Source organism: Prauserella sediminis, assembly GCF_014195435.1.
Lineage (GTDB): Bacteria > Actinomycetota > Actinomycetes > Mycobacteriales > Pseudonocardiaceae > Prauserella > Prauserella salsuginis.
Genome location: NZ_JACIBS010000006.1, coordinates 45,837 through 58,469 on the forward strand (window position 1 = coordinate 45,837; position 12,633 = coordinate 58,469).

9 protein-coding genes are annotated in these 12,633 nt (G+C 70.3%); 2 read left to right on the forward strand and 7 right to left on the reverse strand.

Features of this window, described 5'->3' with window-relative positions:
- Positions 1-52 precede the first annotated feature (52 nt).
- Entirely contained in the window at positions 53-547 is a 495-nt protein-coding gene (locus FB384_RS22735) for a (2Fe-2S)-binding protein (protein WP_183786874.1), read from the forward strand.
- Between the two features lie 98 nt (positions 548-645).
- Positions 646-1,236: a TetR/AcrR family transcriptional regulator gene (locus FB384_RS22740; protein ID WP_183786875.1), complete on the forward strand. Its 591-nt coding sequence runs from the start codon at positions 646-648 to the stop codon at positions 1,234-1,236.
- A gap of 181 nt (positions 1,237-1,417) precedes the next feature.
- Here FB384_RS22740 and FB384_RS22745 read toward each other — a convergent pair whose 3' ends face one another.
- The 7 genes from FB384_RS22745 to FB384_RS22775 all read right to left on the reverse strand — a co-directional run bounded on the left by FB384_RS22745 (position 1,418) and on the right by FB384_RS22775 (position 12,562).
- Positions 1,418-3,763, reverse strand: a complete 2,346-nt coding sequence (locus FB384_RS22745; protein ID WP_183786876.1) for an MMPL family transporter — start codon at positions 3,761-3,763, stop codon at positions 1,418-1,420.
- A 533-nt stretch (positions 3,764-4,296) separates the two neighbouring features.
- Entirely contained in the window at positions 4,297-5,358 is a 1,062-nt protein-coding gene (locus tag FB384_RS22750; RefSeq protein ID WP_183786877.1) for an electron transfer flavoprotein subunit alpha/FixB family protein, read from the reverse strand.
- 5 nt (positions 5,359-5,363) lie between these two features.
- Positions 5,364-6,158 carry an electron transfer flavoprotein subunit beta/FixA family protein gene (locus FB384_RS22755; protein WP_183786878.1) on the reverse strand — a complete coding sequence of 265 codons (795 nt, stop codon included), beginning with the start codon at positions 6,156-6,158 and terminating at the stop codon, positions 5,364-5,366.
- Between the two features lie 48 nt (positions 6,159-6,206).
- Complete coding sequence (locus FB384_RS22760) at positions 6,207-8,723, reverse strand: GcvT family protein (RefSeq protein ID WP_183786879.1); 2,517 nt, start codon at positions 8,721-8,723, stop codon at positions 6,207-6,209.
- A gap of 12 nt (positions 8,724-8,735) precedes the next feature.
- Positions 8,736-10,427 carry a formate--tetrahydrofolate ligase gene (locus tag FB384_RS22765; RefSeq protein WP_183786928.1) on the reverse strand — a complete coding sequence of 564 codons (1,692 nt, stop codon included), beginning with the start codon at positions 10,425-10,427 and terminating at the stop codon, positions 8,736-8,738.
- Between the two features lie 12 nt (positions 10,428-10,439).
- Positions 10,440-11,342: a methylenetetrahydrofolate reductase gene (locus tag FB384_RS22770; RefSeq protein WP_183786880.1), complete on the reverse strand. Its 903-nt coding sequence runs from the start codon at positions 11,340-11,342 to the stop codon at positions 10,440-10,442.
- Entirely contained in the window at positions 11,339-12,562 is a 1,224-nt protein-coding gene (locus FB384_RS22775) for a glycine cleavage T C-terminal barrel domain-containing protein (protein ID WP_183786881.1), read from the reverse strand. Before FB384_RS22775 ends, FB384_RS22770 begins: the two co-directional genes overlap by 4 nt.
- Between the last annotated feature and the right edge of the window lie 71 nt (positions 12,563-12,633).

The window sequence follows — 12,633 nt, forward strand, 5'->3', positions numbered from 1 at the left end:
CACCTACTGACCACCTACTTTCCAGCACCGATGGGAAACACGGAGACCCCAGATGCCTGAACAGACTTTCATCGTCAACGGTGAGCGGGTGACGGTCGAGGTCGAGGACAACGTGCGGGTGCTGTGGGTGCTGCGCGACCTGCTCGGCGTCACCGGCCCGAAGTACGGCTGCGGCATCAACGTCTGCAAGGCCTGCACGTCGCACATCAACGGCAAGGCGTTCAACCCGTGCGCCGTACAGGTCGGTGATCTGTCCGCCGACGACGAGGTGACCACCATCGAGGGCCTGCCTGCGCAGGCCTCCGAGGGGGCGCGCGGGCAGCACGGCCTGCACCCGATGCAGGAGGCCTGGCTCGAACGCGATGTCGTCCAGTGCGGCTACTGTCAGCCCGGCCAGATCATGGCTGCGGTCGCGCTGGTGCGGAAGGTCCGTGACGAAGGCAGGACGATCACCGACGCCGACCTCGACGGCATCCGCAACATCTGCCGCTGCGGCACCTACACGCGCATTCGCGAGGCCATCCGGGACGGCGAAACACGCATGTGAACGCCTCCGGGCCGTCCCGCTCGGCTGCGGGCGACGACGTTCCGGCCGGGCCTTCCGGGACGCGCACCGCACCACGCCCGGTACAGTGCTGGGTCGGCATGACTGACCACAGCGATCCGGCGCGCACGACCCGCCGCAGCGGCGAACAGCTGCGGGACGCGATCCTCGACGCCGTGTTGTCCGAACTGTTCGAACGCGGCTACGCGGGCCTGACGTTCGACGGCATCGCCCACCGCGCGCACACCAGCAAACCGGTGATCTACCGTCGGTATGCGACGCGTGCCCAGCTGGTCCTCGACGCGCTCGTCCGCCGCGCACCGGCGGATCTGCCGTCGCCGAGCGCGGGCGACCTGCGCTCGGACCTGATGGCGCTCGGCCTCGCCCTCGGGAGGCGGTTCGAGCAGATCGGCATCACCACCGTGCGGCGGCTCATCGCCGACGTCGACGACGACCTGTTGCCGCAGCTCGCCGAACTCGCGACGGCTCCGGCGGAAGCCGCGCTGCAACGAGTGCTGGACGCCGCGCGTGCCCGTGGCGAACTCGGCCCGGAACCGCTACCGGAACGCATCGCGATGTTGCCGCTGGCCCTGTGGCATCACGAGATGTTGTTCATCGGGCACGTCGACGAGGCCGCGGTCGCCGACATCGTCGACCGCATCTGCCTGCCCCTGCTGACCCGCCGGGCCTGACTTCCCTCGCGGACTCCGGCCGCACGGAACGGTTCCCCGCGTACGGCTGAACCCCTCGGACATCGCAGGACCCTCGGATACCGCAGCACCCTCGGACGCTGAAGCGCCCCTGGACGCGGCAGGGCCCCTCGGACGTCGAGGTGTCCGAGGGGCCCTGCCGCTCTGCCCGCCGACGGCGGTGCTACACGTTCGCCGGTTCCCGTTCGGAGTCGGCGTGATCCCGGGCGGTGCCGGGCCGCTCGAGGCTCTCCCCTTCGACGTCGACGTTCGGGATGATCCTGTCGAGCCACCTGGGCATGGCCCACGCCTTCTCCTTCATCAGGTACATCAGCGACGGGATGAGCAGCATCCGGATCACGAACGCGTCGAACACGACGGCCACGGCGAGTGCGAAGCCCATCGACTTGATGATCACGTCGTCCATGAGCATGAAGCCGGCGAACACCGAGGTCATGATCAGCGCGGCGGCGGTCACGACGCGGGCCGAGTTGCGGAAGCCGTCGACGATGGCGTCCTTGTACGACGCGCCGTGCACGTGCGCCTCACGGATCCGGGTCACCAGGAACACCTGGTAGTCCATCGCCAGTCCGAACACCACACCGACCAGGATGATCGGCATGAAGCTGATGATCGGCCCGCCCTCGAAGATGCCGAACCAGCCCTCCTGGAACAGCGCCACGGTCACGCCGAGCGTGGCCAGCACCGACAGCAGGAAGCCGATGGTCGCCGTCAACGGCACGAGCAGTGAGCGGAACACCAGCACCAGCAGGACGAACGCCAGGCCGACGACGGTGGCCAGGTACGGCACGAGCGCGTCGTTGAGCTGCTGGGAGATATCCTCCATGATCGCGACGGTGCCGGTGATGCCGAGGTCCACACCGGTGCGGTCCTCGAACCCGGCCTCGCCCGCGCGAAGACTCTCGAGCAGCTGCGCGGTACGCGGGTCGTCCGGCCCGAACTCGGGCTGCAGCATGACCATCGTGCCCTTGTCGTTGCCGGGCGCCGGCACGATGTGGCTCACGCCGTCCTGTTCGGCGGCCCACTGCTGGGCCTCCTGGTAGGCGGCCTGCTGGGCCTGCGGGTCGTCGGAGATGCCGCGGGCGTCGACGACCAGCATCAGCGGATCGAGCTTGCCGGGGCCGAACGCGTCGCCGATCATCTCGGCGGCCTGCCTGCGCGAGGAGTCGCCGGGGGCCGTCGAGTCGCTCGGCATGCCGAGGCGCAGGTCCTTGAACGGGATCGCCAGCGCGCCGAGTGCCACGACCACGAGCAGCGTCCACACGAGCGGCTTCTTGCCGATGAACCGCGACCAACGCACGCCGTTGTTCAGGACCAGTCCGGAGTCCTCGCGTTTCGGGCTGTACTTGCGGAACTTCAGCCCGAACGTCCTGCCCTTGAGCATGCCGACCACCGCGGGCAGCAGCGTCAGGGCGACGAGCACGGCGATGGCGACGGTGGCCGCGGCGGCCAGCCCCATCGTGGTGAGGAACGGAATGCCGACGACGCTGAGCGCGGCGAGCGCGATGATCACCGTGAGGCCGGCGAACACGACCGCCGACCCGGCTGTGCCCACGGCGATGCCGAGCGCGGCCGACCGGTCGTCGGTGTGCTCGAGTTCGCTGCGATAGCGCGCGAGGATGAACAACGCATAGTCGATGCCGACCGCCAGGCCGATCATCGTGGCGAGGATCGGCGTGGTCGACGAGATGTCGGTGAACACGGTCATCGCCGTGATGCCCATCGATCCCATCGCGACGCCGATCCCCGCGGTCACAACCGGCATGCCCGCGGACACCAGCGAGCCGAACGTCAGCGCGAGGATGATCAGCGCCATGACGATGCCGATGAGCTCGGCCGTCGCACCACCGATCTCCATCACCTGCATGCCCGAGCCGCGGACCTCCATGGCGAGGTCCGAGGAGTCGGCGTGTTGCTCGACGACGTCGAGGATCTCCTGCTGGGTCTCCGGTTCGACGTCGGTGACCTGCTCGACGTCGAGTGCGAAGTCGACCAGACCGGTGCGGCCGTCCTCCGACAGCGGCGAGGACGCGGCGAGCTGCGGTTCGACCTGTTGGAGTGCCGCCTCGCGGTTGAACGGCTGCCCGTTGGCCTCGGCCTGTTGCCGGGCCTGCTGGAGCGCCTGCTGCTCGAGACCCGCGTCCGCCTGCACGGGGCCGACGATCGACTGCTCGCCCTGCGGCACCGTGTCGATGCCGCGCAGATCGGCGATCAGCTGGTCGACCGCCCGCATGTGCTGCGGCGCGGCGAGCTGCTCACCTTCGGGGGCCTGTACGACGACCTGGACGTTGGCCTCGTCCATCGGCGAGGACTGGCCGTCCATGATCTCCGGCAGCGTCTCGGCGGCTTCGACGGACTCGATCCCGGGGATCGTGAACTGGTCCGACATCGGCTGCGATTGCGTGACGGAGAACGTGCCCACTCCGGCGAGCACGACGAGCCAGGCGATCAGGAAGAACGGCCATCGGCGGTAGGCGGTCCTGCCGAGGCGGAAGAGTAGTTTGGCCATGCGCGGTCTTCGGCTCCTGGATACGTGACGGACTGGGGCTCGTGTCACACGATCGCCGGCCCCGTTGCCGGACTGGTCGGCACGAATCCGCCCGCTGCTGCCGCATGCGGTCGGTTCGGGCGCGGTTGCCGCACACCCGCATCGGTGAGGCCGCAGCCCGGAGCACATGCGGGTGGCGCGGCAGGCCCTCCCGCAGAACGGGCCACATCCACGATGCGCGATTCGGGCCACGCATCCGCCACGGTGATCCCCCGGCCGGCGACCTCGGCGGGCGCCTCGGTCAACACCCCGCCGTAAGATACGGCTCGTATCTTACGGCGTGCGACTTAGCGTACATGACCCGACGGCGCGAGCCCCGAAGGCGTGATGGCGGCCCTCAACGTCACGGCGCGTGCCGAACCACCACTCGACCGGGCAGAATTCGCCGTCGCACCCACGAATGCCGCACCCGGGACCCAGTCACCCGAGTGCGGCAGATCACAGCGACATCAGGCCACTCGTCGCCCGGCCTCCAACGCCGCGCTACCGCGCGACTAGCCCACCGGCGGTGCCGCGGCCGGCTCGGACTCCTCGGCCGCGGACCGGTCCGACCCGGCTGCCGCTGCGGCGCCGCCCCGCCGCCGGATCTCGGCGAGCACGGCGGGCACCACCTCGTGCACGTCGCCTTCGACGGCGTAGGTGGCTCGCTGCATCATCGGCGCCTCGGGGTCGGTGTTGATCGCCAGGATCACCGCCGAGTCCATGCAGCCCACCCAGTGCTGCGTGGCGCCGCTGATACCGCAGGCGATGTAGAGGTCGGCCGCGATCTTCGTGCCGGTGAGCCCCACCTGATCCCGGTGCGGCCGCCAGCCGTTGTTGGTGGCCACCCGCGAACAGCCGACGACACCGCCGAGTCGCTCGGCCAGTTCCTCCAGGACGACGAACCCGTCGGCACCGCCGACGCCCCGGCCGCCCGAGACGACGACCGGAGCGGTCGACAGCGACAGTCCGGTCTCACTCGCGACGCGTTCGGCCACCCGCGTACGGGCCAGTTCCGGCGGAACGTCCACTGCGGATTCGACGACCTCACAGTCGGCAGCCTGGAGCGGTACCTGTGGGGTTTCGACGGCCGCAGCCACCGTCGCCAGCCTCACCGGCGCCGTCAGCTCGGCATCCTCCAGGAGCACACCACCACTACGCGTCCGGGTCAGCCGCCACGTCCCGTCGCCGGCACCGCCGTGACCCGAAGCGTCGTCGGCCGTGAGGCGCACACAGTTTGTCGCCAGCGGCAGTCCCGCACGGGCGGCCGCGTGCGTGAGGATCTCGGTTCCGCGGTGCGTCGCGGGCGCCAGCACCCCGGACGGCCCGAGCCGGTCGATCAGGGTCGCCAGCGCACTCCCCCACGCCTCGGGCGCATACTCGTCGAGCAGCTCGTGCAGTACCACGTGAAGCCTCGCGACACCGTGCCCGCCGAGTTCGCGGGCCAGATCCCCCGCGGGGACCTCGACGCCGGCGAACGTCACCGCCTCGACCGCTTCGTCCCTGCCGGCCACCGACCGCGCCACCGCGGGCAGCTCGGGAACCACGGCCGCATCGGCCACCACGACCAGTTGCATCGTCGTCACACCTTCCCCAACTCGGCCAACACGTCGACGACCGCCGGCGCCGCGTCGGCCCCGCGTCCCAGCGGAATCGCACCGGCCCGGTCGTCCGCGGGCCTGCGCAGGCCGACGGTGTGCAGACCGCCCGGTTCGGGGTCGCACGCCACTGTGCGCAACGCCGCCTTCTTCGCCTTGAGCCGGCCCGGCAACGTCGGGTACCGAGGCAGGTTCAAACCCTCCTTGACCGCCACGACCGCGGGCACCGGCAGTCGGAACACCTCGGTGCCGTCGGGGGTGTCGCGGCTCGCCCGCAGCGACACCGCACCGTTCCCCGCTGCGTCACCGTTCCCGTCGGTGCTCCCGTTCTCGGCGTCGAGACCGGTGATGCCGCCGACGACGGGTAGGCCGCGCGCCAGCGCGACCCGGACGCCGACCTGCCCATGACCCGCGTCGGCCGAGGCGTCGCCGAACAGCAGCAGGTCCGGGTCCGGCTCGTCCGCCAGTCCCGCGAGGACGGCCGTCGCCGTCGCCTCCGGATCGAGCTCGGTCGTGCCCGTGTCGACGAGCACACCCTGATGGGCTCCCATCGCCAACGCGTACCGAAGCTGTTCGCCCGCGTCCTGCGGCCCCACCGTCAGGACCGTGACGCGGCCCCCGTACTTCGCGGTGAGACGCACGGCCTCCTCGACCGCGCACTCCTCGTGGGGGCCGATGGTGAAGCCGAGGTGCCGCGTGTCGACGGCGCTCCCGTCGTCGGTCAGCGGTACCTGCGCTCCGAACGCGGGCACCCGTTTGATGCAGACCACGATGTCCACGACGTCCGCCTCCTTCCGGCGGGTTCGGCTTCGGTGTCTCCGGCCGGTTCACGCCTTCATGCGCGTGTCCTCCGGGTCGAACAGCGGCGTCCTGCCCACCCGTGCCACCGTGACCGGGTACCGCTCGGCCATGTACTCGACCTGCAGCGACGTTCCTTCGACGGCGAACTCGGGCGGCAGGTAGGCCATGAGCAGATAGCCGTCCAGCGACGGTGCGGGCCCGGCGCTCGTGACGAACGAACCCCGGCCCTTGCGGTCCACGATGCGTTCCCCGCCCTGCGTCACGATCGGCTCGCCGCCCTGCGGGTACCGCGCGATGCCGTCCGCGCTGGTGTGATCGTCGACCGTGAGGGTGCACAGGGTCGCCGCGGGGGTGCCCTCGCGTGCGGCCAGGTAGGCGTCCTTGCCGATGAAGTCGGCCGCCTTGACCTTCGGCAACGCGAGTCCGGCCTCGACCGGGTCGTACTCGCCGTCGAGCTCGGCACCCATGAGCCGGTAGCCCTTCTCGAGCCGTCCCGTCGTGCCGTAGACGCCGATGCCCGCCGGCACGATGCCGTGCGGGCTGCCCGCCTCGGCGATCGCGTCCCACAGCGCCTGGCCGTGTTCGAACGGCGCGTGCAGCTCCCAGCCGAGATCGCCCACATAGGACACCCGAAGGGCGAGCACGGGAATCCCGTCGACGGCGATCCACCGTGCCGTGCCGAACGGCAGTGCCTCCCCGGACACGTCGTCCTCGGTCGCCGCGGCGAGGACGTCCCTCGCCTTCGGCCCCCACAGGCCGAGGGTGCACACGGCCGAGGTCACGTCCACCAGTGACGCCGAGCCGTCGGCGGGAAGGTGGCTCTCGAACCAGTACCGATCGCGTGCGCCGTCCGCACCGCCGGTGATGACGCGGAAGTGGTCCTCGCCGAGACGCACGACCGTGAGGTCACTGCGGAACCCGCCGCCCGGTGTCAGCACCGGCGTGTAGCAGAGCCTGCCGACGGGCCGGTCGAGTTGGGCCATGGTCATGCGCTGCAGGTAGTCGAGTGCCCCTGGCCCGCGTACGTCGAACTGGGCGAAGGCCGTCAGGTCGATCATGGCGGCGCGCTGCCGCAGGGCCAGGTGCTCGGCCTCCACGATCGGCGACCACCACCGGGCGTCCCACTCGTGGGGACGTTCGTGGATCCGGTCGCCGAACTCGTCGAGCAGGCCGCGGTTGGACTCGTACCAGTGCGGCCGTTCCCAGCCACCGACCTCGAAGAACACGGCACCGGCCTCGCGTTCGCGCGCGTGGAACGGCGAGAGCTTCCTGCCACGGGCGGATTCCCACTGCTCGCGTGGATGCACGATGCCGTACGTCTTGTTGAAGCCCTCGTTCGCGCGGGCACGCACGTGCTCACGCGTGCGCTGGTGCGGGTAGAAGCGGGCGATGTCGGCGCCGTGCATGTCGAACTCGCAGTCGCCGTGGGTGAGCCATTCGGCCACCATCCGGCCGACGCCCGGCCCCTCCTTGATCCACACGGCCGCGGCCGACCACAGCCCGTTCACCTCGGGCGACGGGCCCAGCACGGGCGCACCGTCTGGGGTGAGGGACAGCAGGCCGTTGATGGCGTGCCGCACGCCGGCGTCGGGCCGGTCGAGGATGCTGCCGAACAGTTCGAGTGCCTGCTCCAGTTGCGGGTCGAAGTCGTCGGAGGTGAACGGCAGTTGCGTGGGCGAGAGGGCCGCCGCCTCCAGCGACGGGATCTCGTCGGGCTCGTGCAGGATCGGCCGGTGCGCGTACGACCCGATCTCGAGGTCTGCGCCGCTCTGCCGTTCGTACATGAGCGCGTCCATGTCGCGCACGATCGGATAGGCGATGGCCGTTCCGGTCGATTCGAGCTCCGGGATCGGACCGACGTCCATCATCTGGTGCACCGCCGGTGTCAGCGGGATCTGCGCGCCCGCCAGTCGCGCGATCCGCGGGCTCCACACGCCGCACGCGACGACCACGACCGGTGTCTCGACGTCCCCGGCATCGGTGCACACGGCCTGCACCCGTCCTCGGTCCGTGCGGATGCCGGTGACCGCCGTGTTCGCCGACACGGTCAGCGCGCCGTCGGCGATGGCCTGTTCCCGCATGAGCGCGCCGGCCCGCAACGGGTCGACGACGGCCACCGACGGGGTCCAGAACCCGGCGAGCAGAATGTCCGGGTCCACGAACGGCACGAGTTCCGCGACACGGCGCGGTTCGATCAACTCGGAGTCCACACCCCAGGCGCGCGCCGAGGCCATCCGCCGTTTCAGCTCCTCGACCCGCTCCGGCTCCCGCGCCACCTCGACACCGCCGCAGGTGATCAGCGTGCCCAGTTTCTCGTACTGGCGCATGGAATCCGTCGTCAGCGCGGTGATCTCGCGGGAGTGGTCGACGGGGAAGATGAAGTTCGACGCGTGCCCCGTCGACCCGCCGGGATCGGGCAGCGGCCCTTTCTCGATCAGCACGATGTTCCGCCACCCCAGTTCGGCGAGGTGGTGGCACACCGAATTGCCCACGATGCCGGCTCCGACAACGACCACGTCGGCGCGTTCGGGAATCTCGGTCATCTCGATCACTCCTCAGGACAGCCCCACGACCTGGCCCGCCTCGTCGATGTCGATGTTCTCCGCCGCCGGCTGCGACGACAGACCGGGCATGGTGCGCATGTCCCCGCAGATCGGGTAGACGAAACCCGCGCCCGCGGACAGGCGCACCTCGCGCACCGGCAGCGTCCAGCCGACGGGTGCGCCCTTGCGCGACGGGTCGGCCGAGAGCGACAGGTGCGTCTTCGCCACGCACACAGGCAGGTGGCCGAATCCGTGCCGCTCGCACTCCTCCAGCTGCCTGCGGGCGGTGGTGCTGAGCTCGATACCGTCGGCGCCGTACATCCGGCGGGCGAGCGTCTCGATCTTCTCGGTCAGCGAGGCGTCGTCGGGATACAGGTAGGAGAACCCGGCGGGCTCGGCGCACGCCTCCGCGACGGCCTCGGCGAGTTCTGCGGCCCCCTTGCCGCCTTCGGTGGCGTGCGTGGTGATCGCGGCACGCGCCCCTTCCTCCGCGGCGACGTCCACAATGGCCTGCTTCTCACTGTCGTAGTCCCCTGGGAACGCGTTGACGGCCACGACAGGCGTCACGCCGTGCGCGCGCACGTTCGCGATCTGCTTGCGCAGGTTCGTCGCACCGTCCCGCACGTCGTCGGGGTTCTCGGCGAGCATCTCCTCCGGCAACGGCTTGCCCGCGACGACGTGGTAGCGCCCCGTGTGTGCCTTCAGTCCGCGGACCGTCGCGACCACCACCGCCGCGTCGGGCGTGAGTTCGGAGGCGCGGCACTTGATGTTGAAGAACCGTTCCGCGCCCATGTCGGCGCCGAAGCCGGCCTCCGTGACGAGATAGTCGCCGCAGCGAATCCCGATCAGGTCGGCCACGACCGACGAGTTGCCGTGGGCGATGTTGCCGAACGGCCCGCAGTGGACGAGGGCGGGCGTCTGTTCCGTCGTCTGCAGCAGGTTCGGCTTCAGCGCATCACGCAGCTGCACGCACATCGCACCGGCGCCGCGTACGTCCTCGGCGGTCACCGGCTCGCCCCGCCGGTCGTAGGCGACGACCATCCGGCCGAGCCGTGTGCGCAGGTCCGGCAACGACGAGGCCAGCGCGAGGACCGCCATCACCTCGCTGGCCGCCGTGATGTCGAACCCCGTCTGCCGCGGTATCCCGTCCTGGCGGCCGCCGAGGCCGGTCACGATCTGCCGTAGGTCGCGGTCGTTGACGTCCAGCACCCGCCGCCACGCGACCGCCAGCGGATCGATGTCGAGCGCGTTGCCCTTGTGCAGATGGTTGTCGACCATCGCGGCGAGGAGGTTGTGCGCCGACGTCACGGCGTGCAGATCACCCGTCAGGTGCAGGTTCACGGCCTCCATCGGCACGACCTGGGAGTAGCCGCCGCCCGCGGCGCCGCCCTTGATGCCGAACGTCGGCCCCATCGACGCCTGCCGGACGGCGATCACGCCACGTTTGCCGATGTGGGCGAACGCCTGCCCCAGGCCGACCGTGGTGGTCGTCTTCCCCTCGCCGAGCGGGGTCGGCGTGATCGACGTGACCACGACGTACTTCGCCCGCGGCCTGGTCGCGAACTCGTCGATCGCCTCCAGCGCGATCTTGCCGGCGGCATGCCCGTACGGCTCGAACAGCCGCGGTTCTATCCCCATGTCCCCGGCCACGTCCGACAGTGGCTTCCGCAACGTCGCCCGGGAAATCTCCAGGTCCGACGGCATCGACGGCATGACTCACCCCTCCCCTCCTGGGCCGGACGCCGGCCCACCCGTACCGCCGGTCGCGGCGGACAGGTCGGCGATCATGCGGGCGGTCGCCCGCACCTTGTTGAACGTGTAGCAGTGCACCCCCGCAGGAGTGGGTTCGCCGGGCCGGGCGGCCAGGTCGACCACGCCGCGCAACACGGCGTCCCGTCCGCGGCGGGGACGGAGCAACCGTCCGACGATGGACCGGTGAGACGTCAAGAACCGCAGCGAGTCACCGACCCCGATCCGGCTGCCGACCCGCGCCAGCGTCGTGACGTCGACGGCACCCGCCACGCCGATGACGACCGGCAGGGTGATGCCGTGCTCACCGGCCTGCCGCAGGAACTCCCGGATCGCGGCCAGGTCGAAGCACAACTGGGTGACCGTGTACGTCGCCAGGTCCTGTTTGGACCGCAGGGACGCCCACAGCGTCGCGTCGTCGATCGAAGGATGCCCCTCCGGGTACGACGGCACACCGACTTCGGCGGGCAGCCGGCCGAGATCGGCCATCTCCCGCAGCAGCGCGGCGCCGTCCGGGTACGGCCCCGCCGGTTCCGGCGTGTCGCCGCCGACGACGAACACGTCGTCCACGCCGGCACCGGCGAGCCGGTCGAGCACGTCGATCAGCTCGCTGCGCCCGGTCAGCTGCCGGGCGGCCAGGTGCGGCACGGGCCGGAGTCGCTGCGCCGCGAGCTTCTCGCACAGCTCGACGGTCGCCTCGGTGCCGCGGCGCGGGGAGGCCGTCACGGTGACGACCGTGTGCTCCGGCAGCGTGCCGGTCTCCTCGAGCACCCCGCGCAGTGGCAGCACCTCGAAGCGCGGGCGCGCCAGGACACCCGCCGGTGCCGCTGTCGGCACCGGCGCGTTCCCGGACTCCCGCCTGCGCCTCATCGCTTCGGGGTCTCCTTCCGCGGATCGATGAACGGCTTCTCGACGACCGTTCCCTCACGCATGCCGGACGGTGTGTGGATCTGCAGGGGCGTGCCAAGTTCGCTGAGCCCGATCGGCACCATCGCCAGCCCGATGTTGCGTTCCAGCCGTGGCGACCGGCACGCGCTGGTGACCCGGCCGACCGGAGTGTCCGACCCGGCGTAGACGTCGAACGGCTCGATCATCGACCCGTCGTTGTAGGTGCCGAGCGGTTCGCCGGAGATCTCCACGCCCACCATGAGACGTGAGATCCCTTCCGACCGTGCCCGCGTGAGGGCCTCCTTGCCGATGAAGTCGGCCTCCTGATCGAGGTCGACCATCCACCGGTAGTCGTAGCCGACCTCAAGCGGATTCGTGTCGAGCGTGATGTCGCAGCCGTAGGCGAGCATGCCCGCTTCGATGCGGCGCATGTGGCACGGTCCGATCGGGCGCATGCCGTAGGGCTGGCCCGCCTGCCAGACGGCGTCCCACAACCGCTCCGCGTCACGCGACGCGTCGCGCAGGTACAGCTCGTAGCCGACCTCGCCGGAGTAGCCCGTGCGGCTGACGACGACGCGCATTCCGTCCACGGTGAACTCACGCATGCGGTAGTAGGGCACGTCCAGCACCCCGTCGCCGAACAGGTCGCGCAGCACTTCCTTCGACCGTGGTCCCTGCACCTGCAGCGGTGCCACGTCGGCCTCCGCGATGTGGACGTTCCATCCACCCGCGTGGGCCAGACCCATCGCCCAGAGTCCGACGTCGGAATCGGCCAGCGACAACCAGAAACGGTTCTCCTCGAGCCGCAGCAGGACCGGGTCGTTGACGATCCCGCCGTCGGGCGCGGTGATGAACACGTACTTGCACTGCCCGACCTCGCACTTGGTCAGATCCCGTGGCACGAGCATGTTCGTGAAGTCGAACGCGTCCGGGCCCGAGATCTCGAGCTGCCGTTCGACACCGACGTCCCAGATCGTCACACCGTCGAGCAGCGCCCAGTACTCACCGACCGGGTCACCGTAGTGACGCGGGTGGTAGGTGTGGTTGTACACGCTGTAGCACGCCGCGCCACAGGCCCGGGATTTCCAGAAGTAAGGCGACTTTCGCAGTCGCGTGTAGAGCATCACCGCGGGCCGTTCGACGATCGCGTGGGGCTCCCCCGCGATGTCCGGCCGGGCGGCGGTGTTGAGCACATCCGTCATGAGGGCCCCCTCGGTCTTTCCGGCCCGTTCGATGTATTCCGAGAAGTGGGCGAATGCCCGCCGCCTCGTTG

Excerpts from the sequence above, each read along its gene's own strand:
- FB384_RS22750 (WP_183786877.1), bottom strand. The coding sequence starts at position 5,358 with ATGCAACTGGTCGTGGTGGCCGATGCGGCCGTGGTTCCCGAGCTGCCC.
- FB384_RS22740 (WP_183786875.1), top strand. The coding sequence starts at position 646 with ATGACTGACCACAGCGATCCGGCGCGCACGACCCGCCGCAGCGGCGAA.
- FB384_RS22770 (WP_183786880.1), bottom strand. The coding sequence starts at position 11,342 with ATGAGGCGCAGGCGGGAGTCCGGGAACGCGCCGGTGCCGACAGCGGCA.
- FB384_RS22745 (WP_183786876.1), bottom strand. The coding sequence starts at position 3,763 with ATGGCCAAACTACTCTTCCGCCTCGGCAGGACCGCCTACCGCCGATGG.
- FB384_RS22735 (WP_183786874.1), top strand. The coding sequence starts at position 53 with ATGCCTGAACAGACTTTCATCGTCAACGGTGAGCGGGTGACGGTCGAG.
- FB384_RS22765 (WP_183786928.1), bottom strand. The coding sequence starts at position 10,427 with ATGCCGTCGGACCTGGAGATTTCCCGGGCGACGTTGCGGAAGCCACTG.
- FB384_RS22760 (WP_183786879.1), bottom strand. The coding sequence starts at position 8,723 with ATGACCGAGATTCCCGAACGCGCCGACGTGGTCGTTGTCGGAGCCGGC.
- FB384_RS22775 (WP_183786881.1), bottom strand. The coding sequence starts at position 12,562 with ATGACGGATGTGCTCAACACCGCCGCCCGGCCGGACATCGCGGGGGAG.